Raw genomic sequence first — 17,028 nt, 5'->3', positions numbered from 1 at the left:
CACAGCGTGGCCCGCACTTGGTTTTACCGGAAGGTTCGGCTGACGCAGTTAAGGTCCGGCGGCGCAGATTAGCGCGCCATGCCGGGTCAGCCGGGCCTGTAACCCGCGGGGATTTTTCCCGGCGGGTTTTTTTTCGCCTGCAGCGCACTGCTGCCGGCCGGGCTGGCAAGGCGTTGCGGCGGGGCGGGCAAGCCTGCGTATCCGGGCCGGGATCACGTATAATCATCGGTTCGCAATCGTTTTTTGCACCGACTCCCATCCGGGCCGGATCTGCGCGTTAGCGGCGGCATCAGGCCCATTTATCCGTCTTCGAACATGAACTCAGCCGAAATTCGCGACAAGTTTCTGAAATTCTTTGAATCCAAAGAACACACCATCGTCCGTTCCTCCAGCCTGGTGCCGGGCAATGACCCGACCCTGCTGTTCACCAATTCCGGCATGGTTCAGTTCAAGGACGTGTTCCTGGGTACCGACAAGCGCAACTACGTGCGCGCGGCCTCCGTGCAGCGCTGCCTGCGCGCCGGCGGCAAGCACAACGACCTGGAAAACGTCGGCTACACCGCGCGCCACCATACCTTCTTCGAGATGCTGGGCAACTGGTCCTTCGGCGACTACTTCAAGCGTGAATCGCTGAAGTGGGCCTGGGAACTGCTGACCCAGGTCTATGGCCTGCCGGCCGACAAGCTGTGGGCCACCGTCTACCAGACCGACGATGAAGCCTACGACATCTGGACCAAGGAAATCGGCCTGCCGCCGGAGCGCGTGGTGCGCATCGGCGACAACAAGGGCGCACCCTACGCCTCCGACAACTTCTGGCAGATGGCCGAGACCGGCCCTTGCGGTCCTTGCTCGGAAATCTTCTACGACCACGGTCCGGACATCTGGGGCGGCCCCCCGGGCAGTCCCGACGCCGACGGCGACCGCTACATCGAGATCTGGAACAACGTGTTCATGCAGTTCGACCGCCAGCTCGATCCGGCCACCGGCGAATACACCCTGACCCCGCTGCCGGCCCCGTGCGTGGATACCGGCATGGGCCTGGAGCGCCTGGCCGCCATCCTGCAGCACGTGCACAGCAACTACGAGATCGACCTGTTCCAGGCACTGATCAAGGCCGCTGCCCGCGAAACCGGCATCAGCGACCTGTCCAACGCCTCGCTGCGCGTGATCGCCGACCACATTCGTGCGACCTCCTTCCTGATCGTTGACGGCGTCATCCCCGGCAATGAAGGCCGTGGCTACGTCCTGCGCCGCATCATCCGCCGCGCGCTGCGTCATGGCCACAAGCTGGGCCAGACCAAGCCATTCTTCCACAAGCTGGTCAAGGACCTGGTGGTGCAGATGGGCGCAGCCTATCCGGAACTGCCGGAAGCCGCCGAGCGCGTCGAGATGGTCCTGAAGCAGGAAGAAGAACGTTTCGGCGAAACGCTGGAACACGGCATGAAGATCCTGGAAGCCGCGCTGGCTGCCAACAGCAGCAAGCTCGATGGCGAAACCGCCTTCACCCTGTACGACACCTACGGCTTCCCGCTGGACCTGACCGCCGACATCTGCCGCGAACGCAATGTCGAGCTGGATGAAGCCGGCTTCACCGCCGCCATGGAACGCCAGAAGAGCGCCGCCCGCGCCGCCGGCAAGTTCAAGATGGCCGCCGCCATCGAATACACCGGCGACAAGACCCGCTTCGTCGGCTACGAATCGCTGGCGCAGTCGGCCAAGGTGGTAGCCCTGTACGTGGCCGGCAGCCCGGTGCAGAAGATCGAGGCCGGCCAGGATGCCATCGTGGTGCTGGACACCACCCCGTTCTATGCTGAATCCGGTGGCCAGTCCGGCGACGCCGGTGCCCTGGAAGCAGCCAATGGCCTGTTTGCCGTGGCCGATACGCAAAAGATCCAGGCCGAGGTGTTCGGCCATCACGGTCAACTGATCAAGGGCAGCCTGGCCATCGGCGACGCCGTCGAAGCCAAGGTCGATGCCGATCAGCGTGCCCGCACCATGCGCAACCACTCGGCCACCCACCTGATGCACAAGGCCCTGCGCGAAGTGCTGGGTTCGCACGTGTCGCAGAAGGGTTCGCTGGTCGATGCCGACAAGACCCGTTTCGACTTCAGCCACAACGCCCCGATGACCGCCGACGAAATCCGCCGCGTGGAAGACATCGTCAACCGCGAAGTGCTGGCCAACGTCGCCACCGGCGCCCAGCTGATGGGTTACGACGATGCGATTGCAGCAGGTGCCATGGCGCTGTTCGGCGAGAAGTACGGCGACCAGGTGCGCGTGCTCTCCATCGGTACCTCCACCGAACTGTGCGGCGGGACCCACGTCACCCGTACCGGTGACATCGGCCTGTTCAAGATCGTCTCCGAAGGCGGTGTCGCCGCCGGCATTCGCCGTGTCGAAGCCGTCACCGGCGAAGGCGCGCTGGCGCTGGTGCAGTCGCTCTCGACCCGCGTGGCTGAAGCCGCTGCCGCCCTGAAGACCCAGCCGGAAGAACTGCTGCCGCGCATCGGCCAGGTGCAGGACCAGGTCAAGGCGCTGGAAAAGGAACTGGCTTCGCTGAAGTCCAAGCTGGCCTCCAGCCAGGGCGACGAGCTGGTCAACCAGGCGGTCGACATCAACGGCATCAAGGTGCTGGCGGCCACGCTGGAAGGCGCTGACGTCGCCACCCTGCGCGAGACCATGGACAAGTTGAAGGACAAGCTCAAGACCGCCGCCATCGTGCTGGGCAGCGTCAAGGATGGCAAGGTCAGCCTGATCGCGGGCGTCACTGCCGATGCCACCTCCAAGGTCAAGGCCGGTGAACTGGTCAACTTCGTCGCCCAGCAGGTGGGCGGCAAGGGTGGCGGCCGTCCGGACATGGCCCAGGCCGGCGGCACCGAGCCGGCAGCCCTGCCGGGCGCGCTGCAAGGCGTGGCGGGCTGGGTCCAGGCCAAGCTGTAATCCCACAGACCCTGGCCCGGAGCGCCCATGAGCGAATTCAAGTTTTGCCCGGTCTGCGCAGCATCGCTTGTGCTGCGCGCCGATGAAGGCGAAGCCGGCAAGGTCCGGCTGGCCTGTCCCGAGGGTCACTGGACGCATTGGGACAACCCCCTGCCGGTGCTGGCTGCACTGGTGGAGATCGACGGCAAGATGCTCACTGCGCGCAACGCCGCCTGGGCCGAAGGGCGCTTTGCGCTCATCACCGGTTTCATGGAACGCGACGAGACCCCGGAACAGGGGATCGCCCGCGAACTGAAGGAAGAGACCGACCTGGACGCCGAGCAGATCGAACTGATCGGCGTCTATGAATTCATGCGCAAGAACGAGCTGATCATCGCGTATTACGTGAAGGCGAGCGGCACGATCAAGCTGTCGCCGGAGCTGCTGGAATACCGCCTGAGCGAGCCCGCCGACCTGCGCCCCTGGCCGGCGGGTACCGGCCATGCGGTGGCGGACTGGATGCGCCAGCGTGGACTGGCGGTGCAATATGTCGAGTTTGCCGGTTCGTCTACGCCGATTGAAACCCCGCAGGTCCTGAAATAAGCGTGCGGTCAAGACGCAGCGTTCCATCTTGGACCGTGATTTTCTTGCTTGTGCACAAGCCTAGTGCGGTGAAAACAACAGAACTTGTGCAATGCATCAAGTCGGCGCGTTTTGCAGTAAAATCGTTTTCGTCGTGATCCATTTTGAGTCGAAGTAATGGCCATTCAATTTCACCGGGAACTTGATGCGCGCGGTCTGAACTGTCCGCTGCCCATCCTCAAGACCAAGAAAGCCCTGGCCGACATGGCCAGCGGGCAGGTGCTCAGGGTGACCGCCACCGATACCGGTTCGGTGCGCGATTTCCAGGCCTTTGCCAAACAGACCGGCAACGATCTGCTGGAGCAATCGCAGAATGATGAACACGAGTTCATCTTCTTCATGAAGCGCAAATAAGCAGCATCCCTGTCCATCCCGGAAAGATCAGGCTGGCAGCATTGAAAAACCCGCAGCTCGGATGAACTGCGGGTTTTTTGTTGTCTTTCGATTAATGAAGTTGTCGTTACAGCTCCGGATGGAAGCTCTCGGCACGTGCAATCGGCCAGAACTTTTCATAGACCCGATAGCGGTAATTGCCTTCCAGTAAATCGTTGGGCTGCAGATATTTCAGCACGTTGGACATGAGCTGAATCTCGTGGTCGTTGATGCGCCGCACGATGTGATGCGGGCGCAGCGCCGACGTATGCGGCAGCCCGGCCGCCTGTACCAGCTCCTGCAGCGCATGCAGGGTGCTCTGGTGGAAGCGGTAGACGCGCTCGGCCTTGTCCGGTACCACCAGGGCGCGGGCGCGCTGGGCGTTCTGGGTGGCCACGCCCGTGGGGCAGCGGTCGGTATGGCAGCTCTGCGACTGGATGCAGCCCAGCGCAAACATGAAGCCGCGCGCCGAATTGCACCAGTCCGCGCCCAGCGCCAGCGTGCGCGCCACGTCGAAGGCGGTGATGATCTTGCCGCTGGCACCGATCCTGACCTTGTCGCGCAGGCCGATGCCGGTCAGCGTGTTGTGCACCATCACCAGGCCTTCCTGCAGCGGCATGCCCACGTGGTCGACGAATTCCAGCGGGGCAGCGCCGGTACCGCCCTCTGATCCATCCACCGTGATGAAGTCCGGCACGATGCCGGTCTTGAGCATGGCCTTGGCGATGCTGAAGAATTCCCAGGGATGGCCCACGCACAGCTTGATGCCGACCGGCTTGCCGCCGGAGAGGCCGCGCAGCTTCTCGATGAATTCCAGCAGCCCGACCGGTGTGGAGAAGGACGAGTGCACGGCCGGAGAGATGCAATCGACCCCCATCGGGATGCCGCGCGTGGCGGCAATCTCCGGCGTGATCTTGGCCGCCGGAAGCACGCCGCCGTGCCCGGGCTTGGCGCCTTGCGACAACTTCACCTCGATCATCTTGATCTGTGGCGACTGCGCCTGGGCCGTGAATTTTTCTTCATTGAAGCTGCCGTCCGCGTTGCGGCACCCGAAGTAACCGGAGGCGATCTGCCACACCAGGTCGCCGCCGAATTCGCGGTGGTATTCCGAGACCGAACCCTCGCCGGTGTCGTGGGCAAAATTGCCTTTTTTCGCCCCCTGGTTGAGGGCGCGGATGGCATTGGCCGAGAGCGAGCCGAAGCTCATGGCCGAGACGTTGAAGACCGACATCGAATACGGCTGTGCCCGGTCGCCACCGACCATCACGCGGAAATCGTGGCTGGCGATCTTGGTCGGGGAGAGCGAATGGCCTATCCATTCATGGCCGGCCTGCTGCATGTCCAGCTCGGTGCCGAAGGGGCGGCTGTCGACATCGGCCTTGGCACGCTGGTAGACGACGCTGCGCTTCTTGCGGGAGAAGGGGCGGCCATCCATTTCGTCTTCAAAGAAGTACTGGCGCAGTTCCGGCCGGATGGCCTCGAACATGAAGCGGAAGTGGCCGATCAGCGGATAGTTGCGCAACACGGCGTGCCGCCGCTGCACCAGATCGTGGACGCCGACCACGCTCAAGACCAGGGGAATGAGCGGCCACCCCCAGCCGATACCAAGGGTCGCCGCCAGGACCACCAAGGCCAGGGTCAGCGCGATCACCGCCCAGAACACGAAATACCGATTTGCCCACATAGAAGAGTCCGCTAGTTGTCAGGATGGAACCGGCACCGGCCGAAGGCCATGGTCGGGTTTGCAAGGATTCTACCGCCCGGGCTCAACAGTCGTGCGCGACGAAGTGAAGGGTTTTTCCTGCCGATATGGCGGGACTGGCCGCGATACTGCCCGGCAAGCCCGCTGCTTGCGCAGTGGCATCCTTATTGCTTTGACGTATCTTCCTGCCAGGCAGCGTGGGGAACCGCTGCCCTGTGCATCAATGAACTCCACTATCACAGCGCGCCTGCTTGTCTGAGGCCGGAGACACGATGTCGTTATGAAAACAGTTGCTTCACGAGGCGCATCGGCGGCCTCTTCCTCCTCTTCGCGCCCTGCGGCGCGGGCGCTGTGCCGCCAGGATGCCGCGCAGAGCCAGGCGGTGCTGGCCATGGCGCGCCCGCCGCGCCTGCTGGAGACGCTGCTGGCCAATCTCGACGGCATGGTCTACCGCTGCCGCGATGATGCCCACTGGACGCTGGAATTCGTCAGCGAAGGCTGTCATGCCCTGACCGGCTATGTCCCCGAGGACCTGTTGCTCAACAGCCGCATCTCCTTCCTGCAACTGACCCATCCGGAAGACCGCGCGTTGGTGCGCAGCCATATCGACACCTGCATGCGCGAGCGGCGTCGCATCGACATCGAATACCGCATCGTTCACGCCGATGGCAGCCTGCGCTGGGTGTGGGAGCGTGGCGTCGGGCTGTACAACGCGGCCGGCAAGGTGGAGGCGATGGAAGGCTTCCTGCAGGACGTGACCGAGCGCAAGGAAGCGGCCCAGGCGCTGCAGGAGGCCGAGCGCCGTTATCGCAGCATCTTCGAGAACGCCATCGAAGGCGTGTTCCAGACCACGCCCGATGGCACCTACATCGCGGTCAACCCGGCGCTGGCGCGCATCTACGGCTATCACTCGCCGGAAGACCTGATCGTCGGCCTGCGCGACATCAGCCACCAGCTGTATGTCGAACCGGAGCGCCGTACGGAATTCATGCGCCTGATGGAGCAGCATGGCTCGGTCTCCAATTTTGAGTCTCGCGTGTACCGGCGCGACGGCGACATCATCTGGATCTCCGAGAACGCCCGTGCCGTCTATGACGACAGCGGCGCGCTGGTCTGTTACGAGGGTACCGTGGAGGCCATCACCGAGCGCAAGCTTTATGAAGCCGAAATGCGCCATCAGGCGACCCACGATGCACTGACCGGATTGCCCAATCGCAACATGCTGCATGAGCACCTGCAGCGCGCCATTCAGGTGGCGCGGCAGAAGGGTGGACTGACGGCGGTGGTATTCGTGGATCTTGACCAGTTCAAGTTCATCAATGACAGCCTGGGTCACCAGGTCGGCGACGAATTGCTCAAGACCGTGGCGCAGCGTCTGCAAGCCTGCCTGCGGGATACCGACATGGTGGCGCGCCAGGGCGGCGACGAATTCGTGCTGGTGCTGCAGAACCAGACCGGTGGCGAGCTGGGCATCGCCGAGGTGATGCAGCGCATCCTGGCCGCCGTGGCACGGCCCTGGCAGGCGGGCGACCGCGAGTTTCAGGTCACGGCCAGCATCGGCGTGAGCCGCTATCCGGTCGATGGCAAGGATGTCGAGACCTTGCTGAAACAAGCCGATTCGGCCATGTACCGGGCCAAGGAGCAGGGGCGCAACAACTTCCAGTTCTTCGCGCCGTGGATGGACACACAGGTCAGCAATCGCCTGGAGATGCTCATCAATCTGCGCCGCGCGCTGGATCAGGAAGAATTCAAGCTCTATTACCAGCCCAAGCTGAGTTTGAAAGATGGCAGCGTGATCGGTGCCGAGGCGCTGATCCGCTGGCAGTCGCCGGAGCAGGGCATGGTGCCGCCCGACCGCTTCATCCCCTTCGCCGAAGAAGCCGGCCTGATCGTGCCGATCGGAGAATGGGTGCTGCGTACCGCCTGCCACCAGAACAAGCGCTGGCAAGAGGCCGGATTGCCGCCTATCCCTGTGGCGGTGAACCTGTCGCCACGGCAGCTGAACCAGAGCCTGCCGGAATTCGTTTCCGGCGTGCTGGAGCAGAGCGGCCTGGGGGCCTCCTGCCTGGAGCTGGAAATCACCGAGAACGTGGTCATGAAGGATGCCGAGAAGAGCGTGGCTACCCTGCATGCCCTGAAGCGCCTGGGTCTGCAGATTTCTGTCGATGATTTCGGGACCGGCTATTCCAGCCTCTCGTACCTGCGCCGCTTCCCGGTGGATGCCCTGAAGATCGACAAGTCCTTCGTGCGCGACATTGCGCGCGATGCCGACAGTGCAGCTATCGTCAAAGCCGTCATCTCGCTGGCCCATATTCTGAACTTGCGTGTCATTGCCGAGGGCGTGGAGGATGAGCAGCAACATGCTTTCCTGAAGGAAAATGCATGTGACGAAGTGCAGGGTTATTTCTTCGGCAAGCCCATGGCGGTAGAGGATTTCACCGCATGGATGAGCCGGCAGGCGCAAAGCGGTCAGGCATGCAAATAATTGTCCGCAGGCTGCAACAGGCTGCATCCCCGCAAATCTTTGTGCTACACTCCGCGCAGTACTTTTGATGCCTTGCGCCCCGACCGCCGCAGCCTGTGCGGCCAACAAAGGCTCCATGACGCAAGGCCGGTAGTTGAAAAGGTGCAGGTCGGCCGTCCGCAACCCCGCGACATGACGGCTTTGCGAAAGCGCGAGTCCTCCGCGACGCCGATTTGCCCGGGTCTTAGATTCCAGCTCATTCAATCTCCAAACACCGGAAGGCAGCGCCGCCGCATCCAGCACTGCGCAAGACTTGCCGTATCTGGCCCGTTTCAGCTTTCGCTGCAGGCCGGACTGGCTGCAGCCGTAGCGCCGGAGACCAGCTGCAAGCCGAACTTTGTTAACAACAAGACGCACAAGAGTGGTACATGAATATTGCTGAGGCCAAGAAAGTCCTCGAAACTGCATTGCTTTGCACGCATGAGCCCCTGTCGATCAATGATCTGAAGAAGCTGTACGTCGATCCCGAGAGCGAAGAGAGCAGCGACATCAATGCCGAGACGATCCGGCAGATGCTCGATGAACTGCGCACCGAATGGGCCGACAAGGGGGTGGAAGTGGTCAGCCTGTCGACTGGCTGGCGCTTCCAGAGCCGCAAGGAGATGAAGGTCTACCTGGAGCGCCTGAATCCGGAAAAGCCGCCGAAATACACCCGGGCCACGCTGGAAACGCTGGCCATCATCGCCTACCGCCAGCCGGTCACGCGCGGTGACATCGAAGAGATTCGCGGTGTGGCGGTCAATACCCAGACCATCCGCATGCTGGAAGACCGGGGTTGGATCGAATCGATCGGCCATCGCGACGTACCGGGCCGGCCGGCGCTGTTTGCCACGACCCGCAAGTTCCTGGATGACCTGGGCTTGAGTTCGCTGGAAGAATTGCCGCCGCTGCAGCAGGTCAGCGGCGAAGCTGCCGCCCAGGGCGCGTTGCTGGAATTGCAGGCGCTGGAAGGCGGCGTGGCGGCCCTGGCCGAAGCGGAGCAGGAAGAGGGCGAGGACGCAGGCGCGGCCGAAGCGCTTGATTCCGCTGCCACTGTCGAAGCAACTGAAACAAATGAAATAACTGAAGCCGCCGAGGCAGAAGCGCCGGCACAGGATGATCCTGCTGACGACCTTGAAATGCCCGCGGCTGGAGAGCTCGCCGCAGAGGAGCTCCAGCAGACCGATATCGAAGCAGCCGCCGCCGGGGAAGAGCGTGCTGCAGGCAGTGAAGACGCTTCCCCAGAAGCGCAAGAACCTTTTGAACAAGACGTTGCCGTAACTGGCACGGACGCCACCGAAGCCGCCGGCGAAGCGGCAGGCGAGCACAACGACACCACCGAGCGGGCCGATCAGCGGGAAGATGACGCGCGTCCGCCACATCCAGATTCGAAGAATGAAGCCAACTAGTTCCAAAGACGAGACCCAGGTCGACCTGGCCGCGGCCGATCCCGCCGCATCCGACAAGCCGGTGAAAAAGCGCACCCGCAAGCCTGCGGCCAGCGCCGCGCCGGCCGAGGCAGTCGCATCCGCGCCGCAAGCGGCTGCTGACGAGGCTGCGCCGAAGAAGCGTGCGCCGCGAGCCAAGAAGGCTGCCGCCGATGAAGCTGCGCCGGCCCCGGCCGTCGCCGTCGCCGAGTCCGCACCCGCTCCCGAAAAGAAGCCGCGCGCCACCAAGCCGCGTGCCAAGAAGGCTGACGTGGCGGCCGCCGCCCCGGCCGCCGAGGCACCCGCCCAGATGAGCCTGGCCATGGAGCCCGCACCCGCCGCTCCGGCCAAGCCCAAGCGCGCTGCCAAGCCCAAGGCTGCAGCACCCGAGGCGGCTGCGCCTGCACCGGCTGCACCTGAGCTGCCCAAGGTCATTGTCACCGTTGGTGAAGAAGTGGTTGCGCCGCCGGTCCTGCTGGATGCGCCCGTTGATCCGAATCGCGCCAAGCCCGCCCGCCGTGGCGTGCGCGGTCCGCGCGCCCTGCGCAACAACCGCGCTGCCCAGCGCGCTGCGGCCGGAGGCGGTGATGCCGCCCCTGCACATGGCAAGCACGAGGGCGATGCCGCTCCTGTTGCCGCCGTTGAGCGCCAGCCGCGCGGCCAGTTCGGCAAGAACAATGGCCAGCCCGGCCAGCAAGGCAAAAAGAATTTCGAGAAGAACGGCAAGAAGCCCAAGGCCCCGCAACTGGGTCTGCGCTCGGCCGAACCGGTCGATGACATCTTCTCCTACGTGACCTCCGAAGCGTACGACCGCGACGAAGGCGCCAAGGCTGGTGGCCGCCAGCCGCACCAGATGCGCGGCAAGAACGGCCGCCGCGACCTGACCGCCGAGGACGATGCGCCCAAGCTGCACAAGGTGCTGGCTGACGCCGGCCTGGGTTCGCGCCGCGACATGGAAGAGCTGATCGTCGCTGGCCGCGTTTCGGTCAACGGCGAGCCGGCCCACATCGGTCAGCGCATCCTGCCTACCGATGCCGTGCGCATCAACGGCAAGCTGATCCAGCGCAAGGTGAGCAAGCGCCCGCCGCGCGTGCTGGTCTATCACAAGCCTTCGGGCGAGATCGTCAGCCATGCCGACCCGGAAGGCCGCAGCTCGGTGTTCGACCGCCTGCCGACCATGAAGGCCGGCAAGTGGCTGGCCGTGGGCCGCCTGGACTTCAATACCGAAGGCCTGCTGCTGTTCACCACCTCCGGTGACCTGGCCAACCGCCTGATGCACCCGCGCTACAACATCGAGCGTGAATACGCCGTGCGTACCCTGGGCGAGCTGGAAGAAGGCATGCGCCAGAAGCTGCTGTCGGGCGTGGAGCTTGATGACGGTCCGGCGCAGTTCTCGCGCATTGCCGATGGCGGTGGCGAAGGTGTGAACAAGTGGTATCGCGTGACCATCGGCGAAGGCCGCAACCGTGAAGTGCGCCGCATGTTTGAAGCGGTCGGCCTGACCGTGTCGCGCCTGATCCGTACCCGCTACGGTGCCATGACCCTGCCGCAGACCTTGAAGCGTGGTCGCTGGGAAGAGCTGGAAGAAAACGCCGTGCGCAACCTGATGGCCGCCTGTGGTCTGGAAAAGCAGGCCGGGGAAGCCAAGTCCGGCAACGCCGGCCAGGCCAGCCGTGGCCAGGGTAATGGTCCGCGCGGCAACGGCATGCAGAACAAGGGGCCGCAGAAGGGGCGCCAAGGCGGCAACTTCGGCCAGGGCGGCAACGGTGGTAATGGCGGCAACTACGGCAACGGTGGTGGCTATGGCGGTGGCAACAAGGGCGGCCAGCCCAAGAGCCGCCAGCCGGATCCGCTGCAGACCGCACTGGGCTTCCCGGATGCCGGCAACCAGCGGCGCGGCAATCGCCCGCAACGCGGTGGCAACACCGCTGCGAACTACATGCTGGGCGGCCTGCCGAGCATGAATCGCCGTCGCGGCGGTCGCTGACGCTTTTCCTTGCTTGTCAGCAATGCTGCTGATGAGCAAGGTCTCCCTCGCAAGGCCAGCGGCGCGTGAAATGCACCAATGACGTTTTTTATGAACGTTTTTGTCGCTGCGATCACAATTGACATCATTCCGGATTTGCTGTGAATAGCTGAATCGGTTATAATATGTTAGTTAAACGCAACCTGCCGCGAATCGCATATGTGATAAATCATTGATAGATCCGCCTGCGCCATGATGGATGGAAGTGCGGTGGTTCGCGTGATGTGTGATCTCGCGTTGCGTGGGATAACAAAAGATGGGCAGATGCCCATTTTTTTTTTGCTGATCAATTTTAGATGTCCGCCTGCCCTCGCTGGCCAGGCGGCATCCTGATGGAGAAATAGTCTTGCAATTGCTGGAACTGATCGAATCCACCCTCGCGGGCCTGGGCTACGAACTGGTTGAGTTCGAGAAGGCGCCGCGCGGTCTGGTGCGCGTCTTCATCGATTTCCCGTTCGACCCTGAAGCAGAAGAAGCGCGTTCGATCACTGTCGAGGATTGCGAGAAGGCGACGCATCAGTTGCTGCACGTCTTCACCGTGGAAAACGTGCTGTATGAACGCCTGGAAGTCTCCTCGCCCGGGCTGGACCGCCCCCTGAAGAAGTTCACTGACTTCGTGCGTTTCGTGGATTGCGAAGCCGTCGTCAAGTTGCGCGTGCCGCTGCCCGGCACGTCCAACCGCAAGACCTATGAAGGCGTGCTGCGCGAGCCGGAAGGCGAGGAACTGGTATTGGAATTTGAAGCAAACGATGGGTCGGCTGCCGTGTTGAATTTCACGCTGGCCGATGTGGATAAGGCACACCTGGTGCCGCAGGTCGATTTTAGGAGTCGCAAAGGATGAGTCGCGAAATTTTGTTGTTGGTCGATGCGCTGGCGCGCGAAAAGAACGTCGATAAGGAAGTCGTCTTCGGCGCACTGGAGCATGCGCTTGCGCAGGCTACCAAGAAGCGCTATGAAGGCGAGGTCGACATTCGCGTCTCGATCGATCGCGAAAGCGGCGAGTTCGAATCCTTCCGCCGCTGGCACGTGGTGCCCGACGAAGCGGGTCTGCAATTGCCTGACCAGGAAGTGCTGCTGTTCGAAGCCAAGGATCAATTCCCCGATATCGAAGTCGACGAATACATCGAAGATCCGATCGAGTCCGTCGAATTCGGCCGCCGTTTCGCGCAAGACACCAAGCAGGTCGTCCTGCAGCGCATCCGCGACGCCGAGCGCGAACAGATCCTGGCTGACTTCCTGGCCCGTGGCGATGCTCTGGTGACCGGCACCATCAAGCGCATGGAGCGCGGTGATGCCATCATCGAATCCGGCAAGATCGAAGCCCGCCTGCCGCGCGACCAGATGATCCCCAAGGAAAACCTGCGTATCGGCGACCGCGTGCGTGCCTACATCCTGCGCGTGGACCGCGGTGCCCGTGGCCCGCAGGTGATCCTGTCGCGTACCGCGCCGGAATTCATCATGAAGCTGTTCGAGCTGGAAGTGCCGGAAATCGAACAAGGCTCGCTGGAAATCAAGTCGGCTGCCCGTGACCCGGGCGTGCGCGCCAAGATCGCGGTCTACACCGCCGACAAGCGCATCGACCCCATCGGTACCTGCGTGGGCATGCGCGGTTCGCGCGTGCAGGCCGTGACCGGCGAACTGGGCGGCGAGCGCGTGGACATCGTGCTGTGGTCGGAAGACCCGGCGCAGTTCGTCATCGGCGCGCTGGCCCCGGCCAATGTGACCTCCATCGTGGTCGATGAAGAAAAACACGCCATGGATGTGGTGGTGGATGAAGAAAACCTCGCCATCGCCATCGGCCGCGGCGGCCAGAACGTGCGTCTGGCAGCCGAGCTGACCCGCTGGCAGATCAATATCATGACGGCCGAGGAATCGGCCGACAAGTCGGCGGCCGAGACCGCGCTGATCCGTACGCTGTTCATGGAAAAGCTCGATGTTGACCAGGAAGTGGCCGACATCCTGGTCGAGGAAGGTTTCTCGACCCTGGAAGAAATCGCCTACGTGCCGATCACCGAGATGCTCGAGATCGAATCGTTCGACGAAGAGACCGTCAATGAGCTGCGCAACCGCGCCCGCGACGCCCTGGTGACCGAAGCGATCGCCTCCGAAGAAGGCCTGGAAGGCATGGAAGAGGAGCTGATCAACTTCGAAGGCCTGGACCGTGTGCTGGCCGGCAAGCTGGGCCTGGCAGGCGTGAAGACGCTGCCGGCCTTCGCCGGCCTGGCTTATGACGAATTCGGCGCGATCCTGGCCCTGCCTTCCGAGCGCGCGCGCCAACTGATTGAAAATGCATTTGAAGATGTGACCGACGATGAAATGAAGCTCATCGATTCCAAATACGATGAGCGCGCCAAGGCCCTGCAGGCCAAGGCATGGAGCGCAGTCGAAGGCCGCTGAGAAGCGGAGCGTCTCCACATCATCTGCCGAGCCACATAGAAAAGAGGACTGAATGGCGAGTAACAACGTTGCCCAATTTGCCACCGAGCTTAAGATGCCCGCTGACCTGCTGCTGACCCAGCTGCGTTCGGCCGGTGTCGAGAAGAGCTCTGCATCCGACTCCCTGTCGAAAGAAGACAAGGACCGCCTGCTTGAACACCTGCGCCGTTCGCGCGGAGCCGCGCCGGAAGGCGAGAAGAAGAAGATCACGCTGACCCGCAAGGAAACCACCGAGATCAAGCAGGCCGATGCAACCGGCAAATCGCGCACGATCCAGGTGGAAGTGCGCAAGAAGCGCACCTTCATCAAGCGTGACGAGCCCGGTGCCGACGAGTCCGCAGCGCGTGCTGCGGCCCCTCAGCGCGACCCGGCCATCGAAGCGCAGGAACGTGAGCAGGAAGAGGCTCGCCGTCAGGCTGAACTGAAGGCCCAGCAAGAACGTCTGGCCCAGCTGGAGGCCGAACGCGCCGCCCAGGCCAAGGCTGCCGAGCTGGAACAGCAACGTGCCCGCGAAGAAGCCGAAGCCGAAGCCAAGCGCCAGGCTGCTGAAGCCGCCGCTGCGGCGGCCGAAGCCGAGAAGGCCAAGGCTGCTGCTGCGGCCAGCGCGAAGGCGCCCGCTGCGGCTGCCGCACCGGCCCCCGCCGTGGATCCGGCTGCGGAAGAAAAGAAGCGCGCTGCTGCTGAAGAAGCGAAGAAAAAGGCAGAAGCTGCCGCCAAGGAAGCCGCTGACCGTGCCGCCGCCGCTGACCGTGCGCGCAAGGCCGTGGAAGACGAAGTGGCCCAGATCAAGGCCATGATGAATGCGCCGCGTCGCGTCATCAAGGCACCGGAACCTGCACCGGCCCCGGCCAAGACCTCGGAAGGCACGCTGCACAAGCCGGCCACCGCGGCCAAGCCGGGTGAAAAGAAGGATGACAAGAAGCCCGCCGTGGCGGCAGACAAGAAGTCGATCAAGTCGGCCAATGTCTCCTCCACTTGGCAGGATGATGCCAAGAAGCGTGGTGCCGGCGGCATGAAGTCGCGTGGCGCCACCGGTGGCGGCGGCCGTGACGGCTGGCGTGCCGGCCCCAAGGGCCGTCGTCACTCGCATGGCGATGACCAGCGTGAAAGCAACTTCCAGGTGCCCACCGAAGCGGTGGTGCACGATGTCTACGTGCCCGAAACCATCACCGTGGCCGAAGTGGCCCACAAGATGGCGGTCAAGGCCTCCGAAGTCATCAAGCACCTGATGAAGCTGGGCCAGATGGTCACCATCAACCAGGTGCTGGATCAGGAAACCGCGATGATCGTGGTGGAAGAAATGGGCCACCGCGCCCATGCCGCCAAGCTGGACGATCCGGAAGCGCTGCTGGTCGAAGGCGAAGAACACGCCGACGCCGAAGCCACCCCGCGCGCACCGGTGGTCACCGTCATGGGTCACGTCGACCACGGCAAGACCTCGCTGCTGGACTACATCCGCCGCACCAAGGTGGCCTCGGGTGAAGCTGGCGGCATTACCCAGCACATCGGTGCCTACCACGTGGAAACCCCGCGCGGCATGATCACCTTCCTGGATACCCCGGGTCACGAGGCGTTTACCGCCATGCGTGCCCGTGGTGCCAAGGCCACCGACATCGTGATTCTGGTGGTGGCCGCCGACGACGGCGTCATGCCCCAGACCAAGGAAGCGATTGCCCACGCCAAGGCCGGCGGTGTACCGCTGGTGGTGGCCATCAACAAGATCGACAAGCCGGGTGCCAATCCCGACCGCGTCAAGCAGGAACTGATCGCCGAAGAAGTGGTGCCGGAAGAATACGGTGGCGATGCCCCGTTCATCCCCGTCTCCGCCAAGACCGGCGAAGGCATCGACTCGCTGCTGGAAAACGTCCTGCTGCAAGCCGAAGTGCTGGAACTGAAGGCACCGGTCGATGTGCCGGCCCGTGGCCTGGTGATCGAAGCCAAGCTGGACAAGGGCCGCGGCCCGGTGGCAACGATCCTGGTGCAGTCCGGTACCTTGAAGCGCGGCGACGTCGTGCTGGCCGGTTCGGCCTACGGCCGTGTGCGTGCGATGCTGGACGAAAACGGCAAGAACATCGCCGAGGCAGGCCCGTCCCTGCCGGTGGAAATCCAGGGCCTGACCGAAGTGCCCTCCGCCGGTGAAGAAGTGGTGGTCATGACCGACGAGCGCAAGGCGCGCGAAATCGGCCTGTTCCGCCAGGGCAAGTTCCGCGACGTGAAGCTGGCCAAGCAACAGGCCGCCAAGCTGGAAAACATGTTCGACCAGATGACCGAAGGCGAGGTCAAGAACCTGCCGATGATCATCAAGACCGACGTGCAAGGTTCCCAGGAAGCCCTGGTGCAGTCGCTGCAGAAACTGTCGACCGCCGAAGTGCGCGTCCAGGTGGTGCACGCTGCAGTGGGTGGCATCAGCGAAAACGACGTCAACCTGGCCGTCGCTTCGAAGGCTGTCATCATCGGCTTCAACACCCGTGCCGATGCCTCGGCGCGCAAGCTGGCCGAAGCCGCTGGCGTGGACATCCGTTACTACAACATCATCTATGATGCGGTGGACGAGGTGAAGGCCGCGATGTCGGGCATGCTGTCCCCGGAAAAGCGCGAACAGGCGCTGGGCCTGGTGGAAATCCGCCAGGTGTTCGTGGTCAGCAAGGTTGGCTCGATCGCCGGCTGCTACGTGCTCGAAGGCCTGGTCAAGCGTGGCTCGCAAGTACGCCTGCTGCGCAACAACGTGGTGGTGTGGACCGGCGAACTGGACTCGCTCAAGCGCTTCAAGGACGACGTCAAGGAAGTCAAGTCGGGCTTCGAGTGCGGTCTCTCGCTCAAGGGCTACAACGACATCGAAGTGGGCGATCAGCTCGAAATCTTCGAAGTCCAGGAAGTCGCCCGTACCCTGTAATGCAATACGCCGGCGTATCGTTCGCGATGCGCCGGCTTCACTGGCAAGATCCGTCGCAGCAACGCGGGAATCCTCCCGCCACGCCCTCGGCGGATTGTTTTTTTAAAG

10 protein-coding genes are annotated in these 17,028 nt (G+C 63.2%); 9 read left to right on the top strand and 1 reads right to left on the bottom strand.

The window, feature by feature from the left end:
• The first annotated feature begins 315 nt into the window (after positions 1-315).
• The 3 genes from alaS (at position 316) to ACWFUC_RS24230 (ending at position 3,915) form a co-directional block, all read left to right on the top strand.
• Positions 316-2,940, top strand: coding sequence for an alanine--tRNA ligase (gene alaS, locus ACWFUC_RS24240; protein WP_134136706.1), 2,625 nt, complete (start codon positions 316-318; stop codon positions 2,938-2,940).
• A 27-nt stretch (positions 2,941-2,967) separates the two neighbouring features.
• Complete coding sequence (locus ACWFUC_RS24235) at positions 2,968-3,522, top strand: NUDIX domain-containing protein (RefSeq protein ID WP_489623638.1); 555 nt, start codon at positions 2,968-2,970, stop codon at positions 3,520-3,522.
• Between the two features lie 156 nt (positions 3,523-3,678).
• Positions 3,679-3,915 carry a sulfurtransferase TusA family protein gene (locus ACWFUC_RS24230; RefSeq protein ID WP_013235553.1) on the top strand — a complete coding sequence of 79 codons (237 nt, stop codon included), beginning with the start codon at positions 3,679-3,681 and terminating at the stop codon, positions 3,913-3,915.
• A gap of 106 nt (positions 3,916-4,021) precedes the next feature.
• On the opposite strand, the gene ACWFUC_RS24225 is transcribed toward ACWFUC_RS24230, so the two are convergent.
• The gene (locus ACWFUC_RS24225) at positions 4,022-5,617 is read right to left on the bottom strand and encodes an FMN-binding glutamate synthase family protein (protein ID WP_489623637.1); all 1,596 of its coding nucleotides are present in this window, start codon (positions 5,615-5,617) and stop codon (positions 4,022-4,024) included.
• Between the two features lie 409 nt (positions 5,618-6,026).
• On the opposite strand from ACWFUC_RS24225, the gene ACWFUC_RS24220 reads away from it, so the two are divergent.
• The 6 genes from ACWFUC_RS24220 (at position 6,027) to infB (ending at position 16,920) form a co-directional block, all read left to right on the top strand.
• Positions 6,027-8,120: a putative bifunctional diguanylate cyclase/phosphodiesterase gene (locus ACWFUC_RS24220; RefSeq protein ID WP_489625580.1), complete on the top strand. Its 2,094-nt coding sequence runs from the start codon at positions 6,027-6,029 to the stop codon at positions 8,118-8,120.
• 407 nt (positions 8,121-8,527) lie between these two features.
• Complete coding sequence (scpB, locus tag ACWFUC_RS24215; protein WP_489623636.1) at positions 8,528-9,547, top strand: SMC-Scp complex subunit ScpB; 1,020 nt, start codon at positions 8,528-8,530, stop codon at positions 9,545-9,547.
• Positions 9,534-11,552: a 23S rRNA pseudouridine(2605) synthase RluB gene (gene rluB, locus ACWFUC_RS24210; protein WP_489623635.1), complete on the top strand. Its 2,019-nt coding sequence runs from the start codon at positions 9,534-9,536 to the stop codon at positions 11,550-11,552. Before scpB ends, rluB begins: the two co-directional genes overlap by 14 nt.
• Before the next feature lie 385 nt (positions 11,553-11,937).
• Positions 11,938-12,432, top strand: coding sequence for a ribosome maturation factor RimP (rimP, locus tag ACWFUC_RS24205; protein ID WP_034334451.1), 495 nt, complete (start codon positions 11,938-11,940; stop codon positions 12,430-12,432).
• Complete coding sequence (gene nusA, locus ACWFUC_RS24200) at positions 12,429-13,988, top strand: transcription termination factor NusA (RefSeq protein ID WP_088756291.1); 1,560 nt, start codon at positions 12,429-12,431, stop codon at positions 13,986-13,988. Before rimP ends, nusA begins: the two co-directional genes overlap by 4 nt.
• Before the next feature lie 52 nt (positions 13,989-14,040).
• A complete protein-coding gene (gene infB, locus ACWFUC_RS24195; RefSeq protein ID WP_088756290.1) occupies positions 14,041-16,920 on the top strand; it encodes a translation initiation factor IF-2 in 2,880 nt (959 codons plus the stop codon).
• Positions 16,921-17,028 lie beyond the last annotated feature (108 nt).

The organism is Herbaspirillum sp. Her4 (genome assembly GCF_057961335.1).
Note: the sequence above shows the minus strand (reverse complement) of the source record. Positions and strands in the feature narration are given on the sequence as shown.